This window comes from Rhodoplanes sp. (assembly GCF_013377085.1).
In the GTDB taxonomy this organism is placed as follows: domain Bacteria; phylum Pseudomonadota; class Alphaproteobacteria; order Rhizobiales; family Xanthobacteraceae; genus Rhodoplanes.
In genome coordinates this window covers 1-19,849 of the sequence record NZ_JACAAX010000068.1, presented here as the reverse complement: position 1 = coordinate 19,849, position 19,849 = coordinate 1, and the positions used below count along the sequence as shown (strand labels likewise).

At 69.7% G+C, this 19,849-nt stretch carries 16 protein-coding genes and 1 pseudogene; 5 read left to right on the top strand and 12 right to left on the bottom strand.

All coding sequences use genetic code 11. From position 1 onward, the window contains the following. Positions 1 to 1,240 (top strand): annotated as a pseudogene (locus tag HXX10_RS27940) (hypothetical protein); the annotation flags it as partial. Then, positions 1,240 to 1,797, top strand: a complete 558-nt coding sequence (gene rsmD, locus HXX10_RS27935) for a 16S rRNA (guanine(966)-N(2))-methyltransferase RsmD (RefSeq protein WP_296526640.1) — start codon at positions 1,240 to 1,242, stop codon at positions 1,795 to 1,797. The pseudogene HXX10_RS27940 and the gene rsmD, both read left to right, overlap by 1 nt. Before the next feature lie 133 nt (positions 1,798 to 1,930). Here the strand turns inward: rsmD and HXX10_RS27930 are convergent, their stop codons facing one another. Both HXX10_RS27930 and HXX10_RS27925 read right to left on the bottom strand, forming a co-directional pair. After that, a complete protein-coding gene (locus HXX10_RS27930; protein WP_296526637.1) occupies positions 1,931 to 2,923 on the bottom strand; it encodes a tripartite tricarboxylate transporter substrate binding protein in 993 nt (330 codons plus the stop codon). 23 nt (positions 2,924 to 2,946) lie between these two features. Then, entirely contained in the window at positions 2,947 to 3,969 is a 1,023-nt protein-coding gene (locus HXX10_RS27925) for an MBL fold metallo-hydrolase (protein WP_296526636.1), read from the bottom strand. 151 nt (positions 3,970 to 4,120) lie between these two features. Between HXX10_RS27925 and HXX10_RS27920 the strand changes: the two genes are divergently transcribed. Further along, positions 4,121 to 5,038, top strand: a complete 918-nt coding sequence (locus HXX10_RS27920; protein ID WP_296526634.1) for a LysR family transcriptional regulator — start codon at positions 4,121 to 4,123, stop codon at positions 5,036 to 5,038. A 153-nt stretch (positions 5,039 to 5,191) separates the two neighbouring features. Here the strand turns inward: HXX10_RS27920 and mutL are convergent, their stop codons facing one another. From mutL to HXX10_RS27880, 8 genes are all read right to left on the bottom strand, one after another. After that, on the bottom strand, positions 5,192 to 7,048 hold the full coding sequence (gene mutL, locus HXX10_RS27915) for a DNA mismatch repair endonuclease MutL (protein ID WP_296526633.1): 1,857 nt from the start codon (positions 7,046 to 7,048) through the stop codon (positions 5,192 to 5,194). Between the two features lie 294 nt (positions 7,049 to 7,342). Then, positions 7,343 to 7,762: an alternative ribosome rescue aminoacyl-tRNA hydrolase ArfB gene (gene arfB, locus HXX10_RS27910; protein WP_296526638.1), complete on the bottom strand. Its 420-nt coding sequence runs from the start codon at positions 7,760 to 7,762 to the stop codon at positions 7,343 to 7,345. A gap of 195 nt (positions 7,763 to 7,957) precedes the next feature. Further along, the gene (locus HXX10_RS27905; protein ID WP_296526631.1) at positions 7,958 to 9,349 is read right to left on the bottom strand and encodes a pitrilysin family protein; all 1,392 of its coding nucleotides are present in this window, start codon (positions 9,347 to 9,349) and stop codon (positions 7,958 to 7,960) included. Further along, complete coding sequence (locus HXX10_RS27900; protein WP_296526628.1) at positions 9,346 to 10,716, bottom strand: pitrilysin family protein; 1,371 nt, start codon at positions 10,714 to 10,716, stop codon at positions 9,346 to 9,348. Before HXX10_RS27900 ends, HXX10_RS27905 begins: the two co-directional genes overlap by 4 nt. A gap of 335 nt (positions 10,717 to 11,051) precedes the next feature. Beyond that, positions 11,052 to 11,750, bottom strand: a complete 699-nt coding sequence (locus HXX10_RS27895) for a hypothetical protein (RefSeq protein WP_296526626.1) — start codon at positions 11,748 to 11,750, stop codon at positions 11,052 to 11,054. Positions 11,751 to 11,876: 126 nt separating this feature from the next. Continuing rightward, positions 11,877 to 12,389 carry a signal peptidase II gene (gene lspA, locus HXX10_RS27890; protein WP_296526624.1) on the bottom strand — a complete coding sequence of 171 codons (513 nt, stop codon included), beginning with the start codon at positions 12,387 to 12,389 and terminating at the stop codon, positions 11,877 to 11,879. Then, positions 12,386 to 15,622 (bottom strand): isoleucine--tRNA ligase, encoded by a 3,237-nt coding sequence (gene ileS / locus HXX10_RS27885; RefSeq protein ID WP_296526623.1) that lies wholly within the window; start codon positions 15,620 to 15,622, stop codon positions 12,386 to 12,388. The genes lspA and ileS overlap by 4 nt, the downstream gene beginning before the upstream one ends. Positions 15,623 to 15,922: 300 nt before the next feature. Next, positions 15,923 to 16,933 (bottom strand): bifunctional riboflavin kinase/FAD synthetase, encoded by a 1,011-nt coding sequence (locus HXX10_RS27880; protein ID WP_296526622.1) that lies wholly within the window; start codon positions 16,931 to 16,933, stop codon positions 15,923 to 15,925. A 375-nt stretch (positions 16,934 to 17,308) separates the two neighbouring features. Here HXX10_RS27880 and HXX10_RS27875 point away from each other — a divergent pair, with 375 nt between their 5' ends. After that, positions 17,309 to 17,692 carry a response regulator gene (locus HXX10_RS27875; RefSeq protein ID WP_111421845.1) on the top strand — a complete coding sequence of 128 codons (384 nt, stop codon included), beginning with the start codon at positions 17,309 to 17,311 and terminating at the stop codon, positions 17,690 to 17,692. Between the two features lie 78 nt (positions 17,693 to 17,770). Then, positions 17,771 to 18,472, top strand: coding sequence for a protein phosphatase CheZ (locus tag HXX10_RS27870; protein ID WP_296526619.1), 702 nt, complete (start codon positions 17,771 to 17,773; stop codon positions 18,470 to 18,472). A gap of 145 nt (positions 18,473 to 18,617) precedes the next feature. On the opposite strand, the gene HXX10_RS27865 is transcribed toward HXX10_RS27870, so the two are convergent. After that, positions 18,618 to 19,487 carry a TIGR01459 family HAD-type hydrolase gene (locus tag HXX10_RS27865; RefSeq protein WP_296526617.1) on the bottom strand — a complete coding sequence of 290 codons (870 nt, stop codon included), beginning with the start codon at positions 19,485 to 19,487 and terminating at the stop codon, positions 18,618 to 18,620. Positions 19,488 to 19,655: 168 nt separating this feature from the next. Next, on the bottom strand, positions 19,656 to 19,849 hold a 194-nt coding region (locus HXX10_RS27860), incomplete at its 5' end, for a hypothetical protein (protein WP_296526615.1).

Genomic DNA, 19,849 nt, shown 5'->3' with positions numbered 1-19,849 from the left:
GCCCGGGCGCGAGTCGGTCGAGCGCAGCGCCCGTCCGGCCCGCGAGGAGCGGCCACGCCCCGAGCGGGGACGCTCCGAGCAGGCGCGCCCCGAGCGGGGCCGTGACGATCGGGGCCGTGGCAGCGCCGGCGGCGATCGCCCGCAATTCCGCCGCCGTGATCGCGACGAAGCGCCCGAAGCCCCGATGGGGCGCCCGCGCCGTGGCCATTCCTGGCGGTCCGAGGACGCCCCGCTGCGCACCCACTACAAGGGTGACAAGACCGAGGGCGGCAAGCCGTCGCGCGAGCCGCCGACCGGGGAGAAGCGCTCGGGCCTCCTCACCGACCGAAAAGGCCGCCGCGTGCTGGTCGAGCGCTTCGGCGAGGCCAAGCCCAAGGTCGCCACAGCGCCGCGAAAATCATACCGGCCGGACCTGGCAAAGCCCGGCGAAAAGCCGTTCCGCGACCGCGCCGAGGGCGATCGTCCGGTCCGCAAGGGCCCCGGCGGCGGCAAGCCGTTCCGCGACCGCGCCGGCGGCGACCGGCCGGCCGGCGAGCGGCCCTTCCGCGCCAAATCCGAGGGTGACCGGCCGTTCCGGAAACGCCCCGAGGGGGACCGTCCGTTCCGAGAGCGTCCTGCCGGCGACCGCCCGCAGGGCGATCGGCCGTATCGCGGCAAGCCCGCCGGCGACCGGCCGTTCAGGGCAAAGCCCGAAGGCGATCGGCCGCGCGGCGACACGCCGTTCCGCGACCATCCCGCCAACGCCCGGCCAGCAGGCGACCGGCCAGCCGGTGACCGCCCGTTCCGCAAACGGCCCGAGGGCGACCGTCCGTTCCGCGAGCGGCCTGCCGGTGATCGCCCGCAAGGCGATCGGCCGCGCGGCGACAGGCCCTTCCGCGAGCGTCCGACAGGCGACCGACCGCAGGGCGACCGGCCGTTCCGGTCCCGTCCGGCGGGGGACCGTCCGTTCCGCGACAAGGACGCGGGCAGCCGGCCGGCCGGCGACCGAAAGCCCGGCGGATTCAAGCCCCGCGACGGAAAGCCCGGCGGCTTCAAGCCTCGGGACGGCAAGCCCGGTGGCTTCAAGCCCCGCGGCGACAAGCCGGGTGGCTTCAAGCCGGGCGGACCGCGCGGCGGCAAGCCGGGTGGGAAGCCGGGGGGCTTCAAGCCGGGTGGGAAGCCGGCCGGCAAGCCGGGCAGCCGGCCGCCGGGGCGTGACCGTCGCGGCGGGCCGCGGCCTTCAGGCCCGCGGGGCGAATGATGCGGATCGTCGGCGGCCGGCTGCGCGGGCGCGCCCTCGCTCCGCCCCGCTCCACCGCGATCCGGCCGACCAGCGACCGCCTGCGCGAATCGCTGTTCAACATTCTTGTGCATGCCTATGGCGACCCGGTCAGCGACGCGCGCGTGCTCGACCTGTTCGCCGGCACGGGCGCGCTCGGGCTCGAAGCCCTTTCACGCGGCGCTGCGTTCGCCCTGTTCGTCGACGACGGCGCCGAGGCGCGCGCCCTGATCCGCCAGAACGTCGAGGCGCTGGGGCTCGGCGGAACCACCAAGATTTATCGCCGTGATGCGCAAAAGCTCGGCGACGCGTATCCGATGACGCCGTTCTCGCTGGCGTTTCTCGATCCGCCCTACGGCAAGGGCCTCGCCGGGCCGGCGCTTGCCGCGGCCCGCGCCGGCGGCTGGCTCGCCCCCGACGCCCTGGTGGTGGTGGAAGAATCCGCCGACGCGCCGCTGCCGCCGCTCGAGGGATTTTCGGAGCTCGAGCGCCGCGCCTACGCCGACACGGCGCTGACGTTCTTGCGGGCGTCTTCGTAGGGCGCAATGAGCGCAAGCGAATTGCGCCGCGAAGGGTGCGGACGCAGACGCAGGCCGGCTCATTCGGCCGGGCTGTGGTCGAGGTTCATTCGGCGCAATTCGCTGCGCTCATTGCGCCCTACGGGCTGCGCCCCTACTCCACCTTGATGCCGGCGGCCTTGATGGGCGGGGCCCAGCGGGCGACCTCTTCCTTCACGTAGGCGGCGAGGTATTCGGGGCCGCGGCGCTCGGGCGGCACGATGGAGAGGCCGAGCTCGTCGAGGCGCTTGCTCACCCACGGATCGTCGAGCGTCTGGCCGACCGCGGCGGCGAGCTTTCGCACGATCGCGTCGGGCGTGCCCTTGGGCAGGAAGATCGCGTTCCAGGCGTTCGCCTCGACGCCCGGCAGCCCGGCCTCGTCGGCGGTCGGCACGTCCGGCAGCAGGGCCGAGCGGGTCTTGGCCAGCACGGCGAGCGCCTTGACGTTCTTCTCCAGCACCTGCGGCACCGCCGTCTGGATCGAGTCGCACATGTAGTCGGTGCGCCCGCCGATGACGTCCTGCATGGCCGGTGCAGCGCCGCGATACGGCACATGCGTCACCGTCACGCCGATCGCCTGGTTGACCAGCAGGCACGGCACATGGGTGGCCGAGCCGAGCCCGCCGGATCCGAAGCTCATGGTGGCGTGGTTGGCCTTCACATAGGCGACGAAGCCCTTCAGATCATTGACCGGCAGGTCCTTGCGGGCGACCAGCAGGCGAGCCGACTCGGTCGTCAGGCCGACCGGGGCGAAGTCGGCGACCGGGTCGTAGAGCGGCTTGGCGTAGAGCGTCGGGTGGTAGCCGTGCGTCCCGACATTGCCCATCACGAAGGTGTAGCCGTCCGGCGTGCCGCGGGCGATGCGGGCGGCGCCGAGCGCACCACCGCCGCCGCCGACATTCTCGACGATCACGGTCTGGCCGAGAATCTCGCCGAGCTTCTGGGCCTGGACGCGGGCGATCACGTCGATCGGCCCGCCGGCCAAGAACGGCACGATCAGGGTCACGGGCCGGGTCGGCCAGTCCTGCGCGGCCGCCGTGCCGCCGAACCCGGCGAAGGTCGCCATGATCGCGATCAGCGGCAGGGCCGGCGCAAAGAAACGTCGCATGCGGATCTCCTGGGAACGGCGTGTCAGAGCGTCGAGGTCCACGGCACCAGCACCTCGCGGTAGCCCGTGCCGCTCGGCTCGACATGCGCGAGGGCGGGGAACGGATAGTGGAATCCTTGCACGAGCACGCGGTCGGCGACCAGCCTGTCGTAGACCTTGCGACGCGTCGCCTCCGCCTGCACCGGGTCGACGTCCAGCATGAAGTGCCACTCCGGATGGCGGGCGAACAGGAACGGCGCGTGGGTGACGTCGCCCTGGACGAAGATGCTGCCCGATCCCGACGCGACCACCAGCGAGGTGTGGCCCGGCGTGTGCCCGGGCGTGCCGACCGCCGTGATGCCGGGCAACACCTCCTTGTCCCATGCGTAGGTGCGCAGCCGCTTCGACACCTCGCCGCTCATCACCCGGCGGACGTTCTTGGCGCCGTCCTGCACGCGCGGATTCGCGGCGCGGCTCGTCTCGCCGTCGTCCATCCAGAACGCGTGCTCGCGGGCCGGAGCCAAGACCTCGGCATTCGGGAAGGCGAGCGATCCGTCGGCGCGCAAGAGGCCGTTGATGTGGTCGCCGTGATAGTGCGACAGCACCACCGCATCGATGGCGGCGGGGTCGATCCCGGCGGCTGCGAGGTTGAGCAGGAAGCGCCCGTTCAGGCCCTGGCTGGTCTTGAAGGCGGCCTCGCCCGTGCCGGTGTCGACCAGCACCAGCTTGGCGCCGGTGTTGATCACGATCGGATTGTAGGGCCCGGCATAGACGTTCGGATCCATGTAAACGGCGGTGAGCGCCGCCTGCACGTCCGCCTTGCTGGCGTTGGTGACGAAGCCGTCCGTGATCGGCATGCGGCTGACGCCGTCGTTGACCACCGTGACCTGGAACGAGCCGACGGCGTAGCGATAGAAGCCCGCCGCTTGCTGCCCGATCGGCGGGGCGGCGGCATGCGCGGCGCGAACCGGCAGGCCGGCAAGGCCGGCGCCGGCGATGCCGGCTGCCGCGGCGGCCACGGCGCCCCCGAGGACGTCTCGGCGGGAAGGCTCGGTCGGATCGATCATGCGGATGGTCCCGGTCCGGAGGGAGGAAAGCACGGAGCACCGCCTGCGGAACCGCAGCGCGTCCCACAACTCTAGGGAGGACGAGAGCATTTGTGAAATCGATCCCGCCAATCCGCATCATTCATGCTATGAATGATGCGGAGGACCTCTCATGCCGCTCCGCGAGCTTGATCTCAACCTGCTGCGCGTGCTCGACACGCTGCTGGCCGAGCGCAGCGTCACCCGCGCCGGCGCCGCGCTGGGCCGCTCGCAGCCGGCGGTCTCGAACGCGCTCGCGCGGCTGCGCACCGCGCTCGGCGACGATCTCCTGGTGCGAGGTCCCGACGGGCTCACGCTGACGCCGCGCGCCGAAGCGATCCGCCAGCCGCTGCGCGACGCCATTGTGCAGGTCGCGGAGCTGCTGTTCGAGGGCGCGTCGTTCTCGCCCGCCGACGCCACGGGCGTCTTCCGGATCAGCACGCCCGACCGGCAGAGCCTCGCCGTGGTGCCGTCGCTGCTCGACCGGCTGCAGCGTTCCGCACCGGGCACCACGCTGCATGTGATGACGGCCGACCGCAAGCAGGCGCTCGCCCTGCTCGAGGAAGGCCGCACCGATCTCGCCATCGGCTGGATCGACGACGAGCCGCGGCATCTGCGCCACGAGATCCTGATCGAGGAGCATCTGTACTGCGTGTTCCGCCGCGGCCACCCGCTGCTGAAACGCAAGGCGCGCTTCGACATCGATGGCGTGCTGTCGTTCCCGCACGTGGTGGTGAGCGCCACCGGCGCCCGCACGGCGATCTTCGACGATCTCCTCGTCGCCCGCGGGCTGGCGCGGCGGGCACTCGTCACCGTGTCGAACTTCACGGTGGTGCCGCAACTCCTCGCCCGCAGCGACATGATCGGCGTGTTCACGAAGCTCGCCGCCGACATCTTCGAGACATCGTTCGGCCTGGCGCGGCGGCCGGTGCCGCTCGACGTCGGCAAGCTGACCACCAAGATGGTCTGGCACGTCCGCACCGACCGCGACAAGGCCCAGGCCTGGCTGCGCGAGCAGATCAGGTCGGTGTATCAGGATTTCCGGACGTGATGACGTTTCTTGAGCACCTCACCTTCGTCATTCCGGAAGACGCGCGAAGCGCGGCTGTCCGGAATCCATAACCCCGGTCTGTGTTTATGGATTCCGGGCTCGCCGCTACGCGGCGCCCCGGAATGACGGCGACAATCGCCGTGGTTTGCCGCCTCACCTGCGCCCGAACAGGCGCTCGATGTCGGCGAGCTTCAGCTCGACATAAGTCGGGCGGCCGTGGTTGCACTGGCCGGCATTGGGCGTCGCCTCCATGTCGCGCAGGAGTGCGTTCATCTCCTCCGGCTTGAGCCGGCGGCCGGAGCGCACCGAGCCGTGGCACGCCATGGTGGCGGCGACGTGCAGCAGCCGCCGCTCCAGCGGCAGCGAATCGTCCCATTCGGCCAGATGCTCGGCGAGATCGCGCACCAGCGCGCCGGCGTCGACCCGGCCGAGCAGGCCGGGCGTCTCGCGCACCGCCACGGCACCGGGCCCGAACGCCTCCAGCACCAGGCCCCAGCGGGCGAGGTCGTCGGCCCGCGTCACCAGCCGGTCGACATCGGCGTCGTCGAGCTCGACGATCTCGGGCACCAGCAGGATTTGTCGCGCGATGCCGCCTTCGGCCAGCGCCGCCTTCATGCGCTCGTAGACGATGCGCTCGTGGGCGGCGTGCTGGTCGACGATGACCATGCCGTCGCGGGTCTGCGCCACGATGTAGTTCTCGTGGAGCTGCGCCCGCGCGGCGCCGAGCGGACGATCCGAGGCATCGGCGGCAGACTCCGACGCGTCACTCGTCTGGAATGCGGTTGCCCGCGCGTCGGCCGACGGCGGACCGACGTCGAAGGCGGCTTGGCCGTGTTCGGAGAAACCAGCAGGCGTCTCGGCGTCCGTCGGCCGCGCCGGCGAGCTGCGCCAATCCCAGGCGCGCGGACGCACCGCCTCCGGCCGAAATGCCGTCTCGCCGCGGAACGCGGCCAGCGTCGCGCCGCCGCCCGTGCTGGCGGCACGGCCCGACCCCTGCTCCAGCGCATCCATCAGCGCCCGCACGATCGAGGCCCGCACCAGGCCGGCGTCGCGGAACCGCACCTCGGCCTTGGCCGGATGCACGTTGACGTCGACCTCGTGCGGATCGACGTCGACGAACAGCGCCAGCACCGGATGGCGGTCGCGCGCCAGGTGGTCGGCATAGGCGGCCCGCACGGCGCCAAACAGCAGCTTGTCGCGTACCGGCCTTCCGTTGACGAACAGATACTGGGAGAGCGAGTTCGCCTTGTTGAACGTCGGCAGCGCGGCGAAGCCCTCGACGAACAGGCCGTCGCGCCCGCCCCGCACCGGCACGGCGTTGGCGGCGAATTCGGCGCCGAGCACATCGGTGAGCCGCCGGAGCCGCCCTGCCCCAGGAAGATCCGTCCCGCGCAAGGTCGCGTCCGTCAGCGCCGCCGGGAACGTCACCGGCGCGCGCTCCTCGCCGGCGAACGTGAAGGCGACGTCGGGCCGGGTCATCGCCAGGCGCCGCACCACGTCGCGGATCGCCTCGGTCTCGCTGCGTTCCGCTTTCAAGAACTTCAGCCGCGCCGGCGTCGCATGGAACAGGTCGCGCACGTCGACCCGCGTCCCCTGCGCCAGCGCGGCCGGCTTCGGCGCCGCCTTGACGCCAGCCTCGACCGCGAGCGCCCAGGCATGCGGCTCGTCGGCATGGCGGGTCGTGATGGAAAGCTTCGCCACCGCGCCGATCGACGGCAGCGCCTCGCCGCGAAAGCCGAGCGTGCGGATGTCGAGCAGGTCCTCGTCGTCGAGCTTGGAGGTGGCGTGGCGCTCGACCGCCAGCACGAGGTCGGCGTGCGCCATGCCGGAGCCGTCGTCCGTCACGGTAATGCGGCGACGCCCGCCCCCCTCGGTGATCACGTCGATGCGCGAGGCCCCGGCATCGAGCGCGTTCTCGACCAGCTCCTTGACGACGCTGGCCGGCCGCTCGACCACCTCGCCGGCGGCGATGCGGTTGATGACGGCCTCGGTGAGCTGCCGGACGGGCATGGCGCGACTCGGGGGTTGCGGTTCCTGACGTTTATAGGGCGAAGAGCGGCACCGCGCACGCGGCCTTCCCTCTCCCCTCACGGCGGCTTTGCAAGTTCTCTCCGTCGTCCCGGGGCGGCGCGAAGCGCCGAGCCCGGGACCCATATCCCCTGTATGTCGTGAGCCACCGACACCGGGGGTATGGATTCCGGGCTCGCGGGCTGACGCCCGCGCCCCGGAATGACGGAATATGCAAAGCGGTCTTGTGGGAGAGGGTCGGTCCGCGCCGAGACACGAGGCCGTGTCCAGCCCCCCCTACTCCTCCGCCCGGCCCTGGCGCAGGGTCTTGACGGCGGAGCGACGCTTCTTGGCGTCGACGCGGCGTTCCTTGGAGGCGCGGGTCGGCCGGGTTTTTACCCGCGGCGTCGGGCGGACGGCGGCCTCGCGGATCAGCTCGAACAGGCGCTCGCGGGCATCCTCGCGGTTGCGCTCCTGGGTGCGGAAGCGCTGCGCCATGATCACCAGCACGCCGTCATTGGTCAGCCGGCTGCCGGCGAGCTTCATCAGCCGGACCGCGACGTCGTTGGGCAGCGACGGCGAGCCGCGCACGTCGAAGCGCAACTGCACGGCGGACGAGACCTTGTTGACGTTCTGCCCGCCCGGCCCGCTGGCCCGGACGAACTGCTCGGACAGCTCCGCCTCGTCGATGGCGATATGGTCGGTGACCCGGATCATGCCGGTGTTGAAGGCGAGACGGCCGGCGCGGTCAAGGGCCACAGGGCTTGTCGTCGTTCCGGGGCGCCGCGCAGCGGCGAACCCGGAACCCATACACCCTGTCTCTCGATACCAATCGGCACCGGGACTATGGATTCCGGGCTCGCGGACCTTCGGTCCGCGCCCCGGAATGACCAGCGTGCGGGGTGCCGCCCCCTACTGCCCCCGCACGGCCGGGGCCGGCACCGGTGGCGCTGCGGCGGGGGCCGCCGCCGCGGCGACCGGCGGGCGGCCGGCGACGGTCGCCAGCATCTTGCCGGACAGGAGGCGCTTCGCCACCCGCCTGGTGTCGTCGAGCGTCACCGCCTCGATCAACCCGTTGCGGCGGTCGATATAGTCGATGCCGAGGTCGTCGAGCTGGATCAGCACGAGCTGGTTGGCGATCTTGAGCGAGGTGTCGAAGGAGAGCGCATAGGAGCCCTTCAGGTACGACTTCGCCTGGGTGAGCTCGTCGGCCGTCGGGCCGCTCTCGGCCATGCGGCGGATCTGCGCCTCGATCACCTCCATGGACTCGCCGACCCGGTCGGCGCGCGTCGCCGTCGAGACGAAGAACAGCTCCGTGCTCTTCAACGGCACCAGCGACGACGAGACCCCGTAGGCCAGCCCGCGCTCCTCGCGCACCTCGCGATAGAGCCGCGACGAGAACGAGCCGCCGCCCAGGATGTGGTTGACCACATAGGCCGGGATGAAATCCTTGTCGCTGCGGGCGATGCCGACGCCGCCGAGCATCAGGGTCGACTGCGCCACGTCGACGTCGACCTGCTGGCGCGTGCCGAGACCGGCGGGCTCGACCCGCGGCACCGGCACCAGATCGGCCTTGGCGGGCAGCGCGCCGAACACCTCGTCGACCAGCCGGCCGGCCGTGGCGGCGTCGATATTGCCGACGATGCCGATCTTGAGATTGTCGCGGGCCAGCACGCGGCCGACATAGCCCTTCAGCTCCGGCACCGCGATCGCCTGCACGCTCTCCATGGTGCCGCGGGTGACGCGGCCATAGGGATGGCCGGGAAACGCCGTCTCCCACCATTTGCGGCCGGCGAGCTCGTTCGGGCTGGTGCTGTCGCGGCGAATCCCGGCAAGAATGTCGGCGCGGATGCGCTCGACCGCCTCGCTGTCGAAGCGCGGTGCCGTCAGCGCGAGCCGCACCAGGCCGAAGGCCTCGTCGCGGTGCTCCGTCAGGGTGCGCAGCGAGCCGATCAGGCTGTCCCGATAGGCCGACACCGAGAACTCGATGGCCTTGTCCTCGAGCCGCTGGTGGTAGGTCTTCGCATCGAGATCGCCGGCGCCCTCGTCGAGCAGCGAGGCCGCCATGTTGGCGAGGCCCGGCCGGTCGGCGGGATCCTGGGCGGCGCCGCCCCGGAAGGCGAACTCCAGCGCCACCAGCGGCACCGAGGGCTCGCGCACCAGCCAGATCTCGATGCCCTTCGGCGAGACCACCCGCTCGATCGTGGTGGCCTGCGCGGACGGGACCGCGGCGAGAAGGACGAACGCGACGAGCGCCGCAACGGCAATACGTGCCGCCGCGGTCAGGCGAAGAGATACTTTCACGAGCGCTTCTCCTCGCCGGCGGGCAGCGACTTGACGAGATATCCGGTGGCGGACCGCCGCTTGTCGAGCCAAGCGCGGGCGGCGTCGCGCACCTGCTCGGCCGTGACGGCGCGGACGCGGTCCGGCCAGGTCGCCACGTCCTGCACGGTCGAGCCGGTGGTGAGCGCGGTGCCGTACCAGCGCGCCATACTGGACTGGTTGTCCTGCGCGTAGACGGCGTCGGCGATCATCCGGGTCTTGGCGCGCTCCAGCTCGTCGGCGGCGACGCCGTCCTGGATGGTCTCGGCGATCACGGCGTCGACGGCCTTCTCCAGATCGGGCAGCGAGACCTCCGGCGTGGGACGCGCATAAAGGCCGAGCCGCGTCGCGTCGACGGCGGAGCCCTGGTACCAGGCACCGGCGCTGGTGGCGATCCGCTTCTCCGCCACGAGGCGCCGGTACAGGCGGCTGTTCGGCCCGCTGCCGAGGATCTGCGCCAGCACGTCGAGCGCCTCCGCCTCGCCACGCTTGGCGCTGGCATAGGACGGCACCAGATAGCTGCGGTTCAGGCTCGGCTGGGCAACGCGCGGATCGTCGAGCGTCACCTGGCGCACCGCGACGGGTGTGGGCTCCTGCGGCCGCTGGCGGGTGTTGAGGTCGGCGCGCACCGGCACGGCCCCGTAGGTCTTCTCGGCGAGCGCCTTGACCTGCGCCATATCGACGTCGCCGGCGATCACCACCACGGCGTTGTTGGGCCCGTAGAAGCGCTTGTAGAAGGCGAGCGCGTCGTCGCGGTTGAGCTTCTCGATCTCCGGCCGCCAGCCGATCACGGGCCGCCCGTAAGGATGGTTGAGGTAGAGCGCGGCGGCGACCTGCTCGCCCATGCGGGCGTCGGGGCTGTTGGCCACCCGCATGTTGTACTCCTCGAGCACCACGTCGCGCTCGGGCAGCACATTGGCGTCGGTGAGCACCAGGCCGGTCATGCGGTCGGCCTCGAACTCCATCACGTCGCCGAGATATTCGCGCGGCACGCGCTGGAAGTATCCCGTGTAGTCCGTGGTCGTGAAGGCGTTCTCCTGGCCCCCGATGGTGGCGAGCATCTTGGAGAAGCGCCCGCTCGGGTTCTTCTCGGTGCCCTTGAACATCAGATGCTCGAGGAAATGCGCGATGCCGGACTTGCCGGGCGGCTCGTCGGCGGAGCCGACCTTGTAATAGATCATGTGGGTCACGACCGGCGTGCGCTTGTCCGGCACCACCACCACCTCGAGACCGTTCGCCAGCTTGAAGTCGGTCACCACGGGGCCTGTCGTCTGCGCCTCGGCGCATGCGACCGGCAAGGCTGCGAGCGCGCCGGCGAGCGCCAAGGACGTCAGGACGGATCGGATCATTCGGACAGGCCTCTGGTTCGGACGCCGGCGCGTTTTCAGGCGACGTGGACACCGATACGCGGCGGCCCCCGGTATGCGTGAAGAAACCGCTCTGACCTTAGATCCTCAGAGCGCGTTCGGACGTAAAGGCGGACTCCACTTTGGCTGACCGCGCTGCCGGCATTGTTTCGGAAACGGTCCGGCGGCTCAAATGACAAATCGGTCAGGTTGCTGCGCCCGAAACCAACCGCGCGGTCCTCGGCCGCCATGGGCGGTGGGCCGTCGCCGATAAAAAAACGCGCACGGCCGGGACCGTGCGCGTCGAACGCTCGTGGCGCTGCGCGATAAAACGCGGCTCAGCGCTGCTCGCCGTTGCCGACGGCCTGGTCGGCCGGGGTGGCCTTGCGCCGCTCGGTCTCCTTGCCGACCCCGTAGGGCTGGGCCGGCGACGGCGTCAGATAGCCGGGCGGCGGCTGGGTCAGGTCGCTGCGCCGCGGCTCGCGCTCGAAGGTTCCGTACTCCTCCTTGGGGTTGGCGCCCATGAGCGACCGCCAACTGAACAGGCCGCCGCTGTAGCCGAGCTCGGACGGCTTCACCGGATTGATCGCCTCCTCGGTCGACTTCTGGCCGGCCGCAGGGGTCGCGGCGGCAGTCCGCGACGGCGCCTGCTTGTTGAGCTCGCGCGGCGTCAGGTTCCGCCCCTCGTCTTCCCAGTTGATCGACTTGCGGGTTTGCTTCTTCGCCTCGCGACGGGCCTTGATGTCCGGATCGTCGGGCCAGGCCGGATTGCGTTCCACCGCCGATGTCGTCTCGGGCGGCGGCAGGTCGCGGCCCGGCGGCACCACCAGAGGCGAGCGCTCACGATACTCGATGTTGCTTTCCTCACCGGGCTTCTTCAGCCCGAGGCCGCTCATGATGCTGCGCATCACCTTGACGTCCGCCAGCTCGTCGTCGTCCTCGGCCCGGGCATTGGTTCCGGCGCCGATCACCAGCGGAGCAGAGATCGCGGCCGCCACGGCGGCGCGCACGCACCAGCGCGTCAAGGATGCTCGCATGTTGTTCCCCCGTACCGAACCGCCCCGGCCTGCCGGACTTTCCGGCCTTCCGGACAGATCCCCCGTGCCGGACCGACGGCCGGTTGTGCTCCCGGACGCTCGGCCATAGTCCTTGTATATCCCGGATCAGGGCGCTTTTGCGGCGTCCGGGGCCGCCAAGGTCTCGTACAGCAGCACCGTTACGCCGGCCACGATGGCGACGTCGGCGACGTTGAAGACGTACCAATTCCATCGACCCGCGGCGGTATCCAGATACAGGAGGACGAAGTCGAAGACGGCCCCGAAGCTCACCCGGTCGATGGCGTTGCCGATCGCCCCGCCGATGATCAGGCCGAGCGCCACCGCGGTCCCCCGCCGGTCGACCCGGGCGAGCCACACCCACAGCAGCACCACGGCAGCAACCTTGACGCCGAGCAGCGCCCACTGGCCGAGCGGGCCCGACTGCGGAAACAGGCCGTAGCTGATGCCGGTGTTCCACACCACGACGAGGTCGACCACCGGCAGGAGCCGCAGCGGCGCGCGGGCCGGCAGCTCGAAGCCGTAGAGCAGCCACAGCTTCACGGCCTGGTCGAGCGCGACCGACACGGCGGCCACGGCGAGGCCCAACGCCGTCAGCGGGCCGAACAGCAGCCCTCTCATCCTTCGACCGGATAAAGCGCGTCACGCTCGCGCAGGGCCTGGGCGTCGCGCGGCGTCACGTCCGGATAGGCCGGATCGGAGCCGACCGCCGGCGAGAGCTTCCACGAGCGGGCGCACTTCCGGCCCTCGGCGCGGCGCGGCACGACGGCGACGCCGGGCACGTCGGGCAGCCGGAACGCGTCCTCCGGACCGTCGGCCTCGACCAGCGTCGCGGCCGAGGTGATGCAGATCTCGGCGAGATCGAGGTCGACCACGGCGCGGAACAGGTCGTCATTGCTGATGAACACCAGCGGATCGGCCTCCAGCGACGAGCCGATGCGCTTGCCGGCGCGCTCCAGCTCCAGCGCCCCGGTGACGACGCGGCGCACCGCCCGCGCCTTGCGCCAGGTCTCGGCCAGGCCCTCGCTGCGCCAGCTCTCCGGCACCTCCGGGAAGGTTTCCAGATGCACCGAGGTTTCGCCCGAAGGATAGCGGGCGAGCCACGCCTCCTCGGCCGTGAAGCACAGGATCGGGGCGAGCCAGGTGACGGTGCAGCGGAAGATGTGATCGAGCACGGTCAGGCAGGACTTGCGGACCGTCGAGGAGATCGGGTCGCAGTAGAGCGCGTCCTTGCGGACGTCGAAATAGAAGGCCGACAGGTCGACCGTCATGAACTGGCTGAGCGCCGCGAAGATGCGCTTGTAGTCGAAGTTCGCATAGGCCTCGCGCACCGTGCCGTCGAGCTCGGCGAGCCGGTGCAGCATGTAGCGCTCGAGCGACGGCATGCGCTCGACCTTGACCCGATCCTCCTCGCGGAAATGGGCGAGGTTGCCGAGCATCCAGCGCAGCGTGTTGCGCAGCTTGCGATAGGTGTCCACCGTGGTCTTGATGATCTCCGGGCCGATGCGCTGGTCGTCCCAGTAGTCGCAGGAGCCGACCCACAGGCGCACGATGTCGGCGCCGTGCTGCTTCATCACGTCCTGCGGCGCCACCGTGTTGCCGAGCGACTTCGACATCTTGCGGCCCTGCTCGTCGAGCGTGAAGCCGTGCGTCACGACGACGTCGAAGGGCGCGCGCCCGCGCGTGCCGCAGGATTCGAGCAGCGAGGAGTGGAACCAGCCGCGATGCTGGTCGGAGCCTTCCAGATACATCACCTGGTCGCGGCCGCCGTCGACTTTTCTGCGGATGCCGGCCAGCGTCGGGAAGTGCTTCGGATCCTCCAGCACGAAGGCGTGGGTGGAGCCCGAGTCGAACCAGACGTCGAGAATGTCGTCGACCTTCCGCCAGCCCTCGGCCGCGCGGGCGCCGAGGAATCGCTCGGTGGCACCGGCCGCGTACCAGGCGTCGGCCCCTTCCTCTTCGAAGGCGGCGACGACGCGCCCATTGACGGCGGCGTCCTGAAGGATCTCGACCTCGCCGCCGGGCATTTCGCGCACGAACACCGTGATGGGCACGCCCCAGGCGCGCTGGCGCGAGATCACCCAGTCGGGCCGGCTCTCGATCATGCCGGTGATGCGGTTCTGCCCCTGCGGCGGCACCCACCGGGTCGCCTTGATGGCTTTGAGCGCGCGGTCGCGCAGCGTGTCGCCGGGGATGGCGGCGCCGGTCTTCACCTCTCCAGTCATTCCGGGGCGCCGCGCAGCGGCGAGCCCGGAATCCATACTCCCGGCCTTGGTGGTTATGGATTCCGGGCCCGACCCTTCGGGTCGTCCCGGAATGACGGGTGCTTCGATGTCGCGGTCCATGGCGATGAACCACTGCGGCGTGTTGCGGAAGATCACCGGCTTTTTCGACCGCCACGAATGCGGATACTGGTGCTTGAGCTTTCCACGCGCGAGGAGGTTGCCGGCCTCGACCAGCGCTTTGATGACGGCCTCGTTCGCGTCGCCCTTTTCCCCTTTGTCGGTGATGACGCGCCGGCCCTCGAAGCCGGGCGCGTCCGACGTGAAACGCCCGTCGGCATCGACCGTGTAGGGAATCGCCGGCGAAATGCCGCGATCGTGCAGGCGGCGGCCATACGCCATCCAGATGTCGAAGTCCTCGCGGCCATGTCCGGGCGCGGTGTGCACGAAGCCCGTGCCGGTCGACTCGTCGACATGCTCACCATCCAGGAGCGGCACCGCGAAGTCGTAACCGCCCTTGGATTTCAGCGGGTGATCGCAGACGAGGTCGGCCAGCACCTCGGCCGGAACGGGCCGCACCTTCTCGAAGGCGACGACACGGGCCTGCTTGAACACGTCTTCGGCCAGTGCGTCGGCGAGGATCAGCAGGTCGCCGGTCTTGGCCCAGTTGTCGGCCGGCGCGTCGGTGACCTTGTAGAGCCCATAGGCGACCCGATGCGAGAAGCTGATCGCCCGGTTGCCCGGCAGTGTCCACGGCGTGGTGGTCCATATGACGACCGAGGCACCCATTTTAATCAGATCATCAATCTTATCTAGATTAGACGCATGATTTCTGGCCCATGCATGAAGCGCACGGTCGTCAAATACAGTCTGACCTGCGTCGTCGACAGTCACTTGTGCAGACGGGCGCAAGTACTTAGCACTGGTATCGCTTTTCGAGACCGGAAATTTCACCCACACGGTATCGCTCGTGTAGTCCTCGTACTCGACCTCGGCCTCGGCCAGCGCCGTGCGCTCGACCACGGACCACATCACCGGCTTGGAGCCGCGGTAGAGCGTGCCGTTCTGCGCGAAGGTCATGATCTCGCGGGCGATCTGCGCCTCGGCCGCAAAGCTCATGGTGGTGTAGGGATGGTCCCAGTCGCCGACCACGCCGAGCCGCTTGAATTCTTCCCGCTGTACGCCGAGCCAATGCTGCGCATAGGCGCGGCATTCCTGCCGGAACGCGATCATGGCGGCCGGATCGGAGAGGTCGGGCTTGGTCTTGCCCTTCTTGCGGTAGTTCTCCTCCTCGATCTTCCACTCGATCGGCAGGCCGTGGCAGTCCCAGCCCGGCACGTAGTTGGAGTCGAAGCCGAGCATCTGCTGCGAGCGCGTGACGAGGTCCTTGAGGACCTTGTTGAGCGCGTGGCCGATATGGATGTGCCCGTTGGCGTAGGGCGGCCCATCGTGCAGGACGAATTTCGCGCGCCCCTTGGAGGCGTCGCGCAGCCGGCCGTACAGGCCGAGCGTCTGCCAGCGGGCCAGGATCTCCGGCTCCTTCTGGGGCAGACCGGCCCGCATGGGGAACTCGGTCACCGGCAGGAACAGGGTCTTCGAATAGTCTCGGGTCGTCTTGACGGCATCATTCATGGCGCGCCGTTCTTAACAAGGCGCCGCCGCTCCGGGAAGGGCAAAGGGCCGGGGTTCACCCTCCCTTGGCGGCGCGGCTTCTCCGCGCCAGGGAGGTCAGACCACGAAGCGGTCCGGGAGGGGTGAACAGGCGAAGCTTTTCCGCGCGGCTTTCCCCCGACCCCTCCCCGCCACTCGCTTTGCGAGCGGAGGGAGGGGAGTCGAGGCGCTTCGGCTCCCCTCCCCCCGCGCACGTAGTGCGTGGCGGGGAGGGGTCGGGGGTGGGGGGCTCTTTAGCAGCCGCCCAGGATGTCGAGCCCCCTACCCCCGCGTCAGGACCGCCGGATCGGCGAGCTGCGGGAAGGCGTTGCCGGCGCCGGCGAGGATCTGCCGGGCCGCCTTCGAATCCTCGTTCATCCGGTCGACCAGGTCGTCGGTGGAGCGGAACTTCAGCTCCGGCCGCAGGAACGCGAAAAAGGCGACGTCCAGCGTCTTGCCGTAGAGGTCGCCCTTGTAGTCGAACAGGAACGCCTCCAGCAGCACCACGCCGGTGTCGAACATCGGCCGGCGGCCGAAATTGGCCACCCCGTCGTAGCGCTTGCCGTCCACCCCGACCCGCACCGCATAGACGCCGTGGCGGAGTCTGCAGTCGGGATCGAGCCGGATATTGGCGGTCGGAAAGCCGAGATCGCGGCCGCGGCTGTCGCCGCGCACCACCTCGCCGCTGGCGAACCAGGGGTAGCCGAGCAGCCGCCAGGCGATCTCGACCTCGCCGCGGGTCAGCGCCGAGCGTACCGCGCCGGACGACACCCGCTCGCCGCCGTCGAGCAGCGGCGGGGCGATGTCGACCGAAAAGCCGAGCCGCCGCCCCTCGTTGGTCAGGAACTCGGTGGTGCCGGCCCGGCCCTTGCCGAACTGGAAGTCGAAGCCGACCGCGACGCCGGCGACCTTGTAGCGCTCGACCAGGACCTTGGAGACGAAGTCGGCCGGCTTGAGCGCGGCGAGCGCCTTGTCGAAGCCCATCACGATCGCTCCGGCGAGCCCGGTCGCGGCCAGCAGGCGCACCTTGCCGCCCAGGCTGGAGAGGCGGAACTCCGGCGGCTCCGGGTTGAAGAAGGCGCGCGGATGCGGCTCGAACGTCATCGCCACGGCCGGCTTGCCGAGCGCGGTGGCTCGGGCCTGGGCGGCCGAGATCACGGCCCGGTGGCCGCGATGGACGCCGTCGAAATTGCCGAGCGCCACCACGGCGCCGGAGAGCGCATCGGGAGGCGCCGCATCGAGATTGTCGCGCACCAGCCGGAAGGACGTCGCGGGAAACGAGATGTCGGTCATGGGAACGGCACGATCACGGGTTGCGGACAGGGGGGCGCGGCAGGCGGCGGACGGCCGCAGGACGCAGTGAAGGGGGTCGGACGACGGGATTGCGGGCCGGCACTGTCATGTTCGGAAACTGCGGTTAACGATTCTCGCGGACCGCCCCTAAACCACGATGAAACTTGGGCCTTCTTACTTCCGGCAAATCCGCGTTCACATCCTGAGCGACAGTCCGAAGTGTCTCGATTAACCGGATATTCAAAAGGCGCTGCTAGCGTCAGTTCCCAGTGGGGAGAAACCTGGGTGTATCTCGGGCGGTGGGACCTGTCCACATTCCACGAAGAAGCGGCAGGCAACTGCGTACTCCCGGTTTGTGCGTAACGGAGTGAGGACATGGCTGTCGACCTTTCGATGCCCGTGCTCGTCGTGGACGATTACAACACGATGATCCGGATCATCCGCAATCTGCTCAAGCAGATCGGTTTCGAGGATATCGACGACGCCGCCGACGGCTCGGCGGCGCTCGGCAAGATGCGCGAGAAGCGCTACGGCCTGGTGATCTCGGATTGGAACATGGAGCCCATGACGGGCTACGAGCTCCTCAAGGAAGTCCGCGCGGATCCGGGCCTGTCGAAGACCCCGTTCATCATGGTCACGGCCGAGTCCAAGACCGAGAACGTGATCGCGGCCAAGAAGGCGGGCGTCAACAACTACATCGTCAAGCCCTTCAACGCCCAGACGCTGCAGAGCAAGATCCAGGCGGTGTTCTCCGACTAGGACCACGCGGTCGCGGATCGTGTCGGCTCGCATCCGCGGAGCGCACACGCAACGGTAGCACGGTAGGAGAAGCTCGCCATGGCGAGGGTGAAGACGCAGCAGCTCGAGAGCCTCATCGAGTGCTTGAATCAAAAGCGTCACGAGGACGTGTCGCTGGCCGACGTGCTGTCGCTGGCAGAGATCACGGCGCAGTCCCTGCAGGTGTTCTTCGAGACGATGGACACCGCGGTCTACCGGGAGATGCGCGAGATCGCCGGCTACATCGAGCGGATGCGCGGCGAGATCGGCGCCCTGCAGGCCGACGACATCAAGAAGAGCCGGATCCCGATGGCCGGACAGGAACTCGGCGCCATCGTCAAGGCGACCGAGGGCGCGACCAACACGATCATGGAATGCGCCGAGACCCTGATGGCCGCCGACGCGAGCGACATCAAGGCCTACCAGGCGCTGGTGCAGGAGAAGATGGTCGTCATCTTCGAGGCCTGCTCGTTCCAGGACATCACCGGGCAACGCATCGCCAAGGTGGTCGATACGCTGCAGCAGATCGAGACCCGGGTGACCCGCTTCGCCAGTGCGGTCGGCAATATGTCCGGTGCCGAATTCGTAACCGACCAGGAGCGCGCCCGCGCCGAGCGCAAGGAGAAGCTGCTGCTCAACGGTCCGCAGCTCGACGGCCAGGGCATCGACCAGCACACGGTCGACGACATGTTCGCCTCTCCCGCTCCCAAGCCGGCGGCCGAGCGCAGCAACCAGTCGAGCATCGACGACCTGTTCAAATAGGTTGCTCCCGCTCCGACAGCTCCGTTCTCCGCTCGTCCCCGCGAAAGCGGGGACCCGGCGTTTTAAGGACCTGGATTCCCACTTGCGCGGGAACGAGCGGAGATGATGGCGCCTGCCCAGCTTTTACGGATCGACCTGGTCGCCCTCACCACGCCAGGCGGCGCGTCACCACGGCCGGCAGCATGCCGGCGTCGCTGAAGATGGCGGCGAGCGCGCCGTGATCGATCGTCTCGCGGCCGCCGAGCTCCTCGGCATGGATGCCGGCCGTCACGAACAGGCAATCGATCCCGAACGCCGTGGCGCCGCGCAGGTCGGTGCGCACCGAATCCCCGATCGCCACCACGCGTGACAGCGGCACCTCGGCGCCGCGCAACTGTTGCGCCCGGGCGAGAGCGCGCTCGTAGATCGGCCGGTAGGGCTTGCCGGTGAACATCACGGCGCCGCCGACGCTCGCATAGAGGTCGGCGATCGCCCCGGCGCAGTAGACCAGCACGTGGCCGCGCTCGACCACGCGGTCCGGATTGGCGCAGACCATGAACAGATTGCGCTTGCGCATCGCCGCCACCAGGTCGCGATAGTTGTCCGGCGTCTCGGTCTCGTCGTCGTAGAGGCCGGAGCACACCACATAGTCGGCGCTCTCGACATCGGTGAAGCGCAGCGCGAGGTGGTCGAACATCGAATAGTCGCGCTCGGGCCCGATATGCAGCACGGACTGGTCGCGCCGTGCCTCGATCTCGGCCCGCGCCACGTCGCCCGACGTCACCACGGCGTCGTAGGCCTCGCGCGGCACCGTCAGCTTGTCGAGGAAGTCGATCACCACATCGCCGTCGCGCGGCGCATTGGTGAGCAGCACGACGGTGCCGCCACCGGCCCGGAACCGCGTGAGCGCGTCGCAGGCCTCGGGAAACGGCGCGACGCCGTTGTGGATCACGCCCCACACGTCGCAGAAAGCGACGTCATAGCGGTCGGCGAGCGGCGCGAAATGATCGGTCAGCGGCGGAAACGGGATGCTCATCGGGATCCGGTCAGGCGGGAGGGATCCTGGCCATAACGGATCCCCGTGGCCCCGTCACCCCCGGGACTTGGCAGGGCCGGTCCGTTCGAGGCGGTCCGCATGGCTGCAGAGGTCACTCACCCTCTCGCCGCCGGGGCGAGGCGAAGCCGAGAACGCCGCCCGGTCCCGCTACTTGCGGGCCAGCATGCCGCGGGCGATCTGGGCCAGCACGGTGCCGGGATTACCGCCCGACGGGCCGGCGGCGCGCCGCTCGGGCTGTGGCTGGCGTACGGCGGGAAGCGTGCCGCCGGACGCCGGGGCGGTGCCGGCCGGTGGGGCGGTCGACGCCGCCGACGTGGCGGCGGGTCCGGGCGGCGCCCCTG

Coding starts and splice junctions, on each gene's coding strand:
- rsmD (WP_296526640.1), top strand. CDS start 1,240: ATGCGGATCGTCGGCGGCCGGCTGCGCGGGCGCGCCCTCGCTCCGCCC.
- HXX10_RS27930 (WP_296526637.1), bottom strand. CDS start 2,923: ATGCGACGTTTCTTTGCGCCGGCCCTGCCGCTGATCGCGATCATGGCG.
- HXX10_RS27925 (WP_296526636.1), bottom strand. CDS start 3,969: ATGATCGATCCGACCGAGCCTTCCCGCCGAGACGTCCTCGGGGGCGCC.
- HXX10_RS27920 (WP_296526634.1), top strand. CDS start 4,121: ATGCCGCTCCGCGAGCTTGATCTCAACCTGCTGCGCGTGCTCGACACG.
- mutL (WP_296526633.1), bottom strand. CDS start 7,048: ATGCCCGTCCGGCAGCTCACCGAGGCCGTCATCAACCGCATCGCCGCC.
- arfB (WP_296526638.1), bottom strand. CDS start 7,762: ATGATCCGGGTCACCGACCATATCGCCATCGACGAGGCGGAGCTGTCC.
- HXX10_RS27900 (WP_296526628.1), bottom strand. CDS start 10,716: ATGATCCGATCCGTCCTGACGTCCTTGGCGCTCGCCGGCGCGCTCGCA.
- HXX10_RS27895 (WP_296526626.1), bottom strand. CDS start 11,750: ATGCGAGCATCCTTGACGCGCTGGTGCGTGCGCGCCGCCGTGGCGGCC.
- lspA (WP_296526624.1), bottom strand. CDS start 12,389: ATGAGAGGGCTGCTGTTCGGCCCGCTGACGGCGTTGGGCCTCGCCGTG.
- ileS (WP_296526623.1), bottom strand. CDS start 15,622: ATGAATGATGCCGTCAAGACGACCCGAGACTATTCGAAGACCCTGTTC.
- HXX10_RS27880 (WP_296526622.1), bottom strand. CDS start 16,933: ATGACCGACATCTCGTTTCCCGCGACGTCCTTCCGGCTGGTGCGCGAC.
- HXX10_RS27875 (WP_111421845.1), top strand. CDS start 17,309: ATGGCTGTCGACCTTTCGATGCCCGTGCTCGTCGTGGACGATTACAAC.
- HXX10_RS27870 (WP_296526619.1), top strand. CDS start 17,771: ATGGCGAGGGTGAAGACGCAGCAGCTCGAGAGCCTCATCGAGTGCTTG.
- HXX10_RS27865 (WP_296526617.1), bottom strand. CDS start 19,487: ATGAGCATCCCGTTTCCGCCGCTGACCGATCATTTCGCGCCGCTCGCC.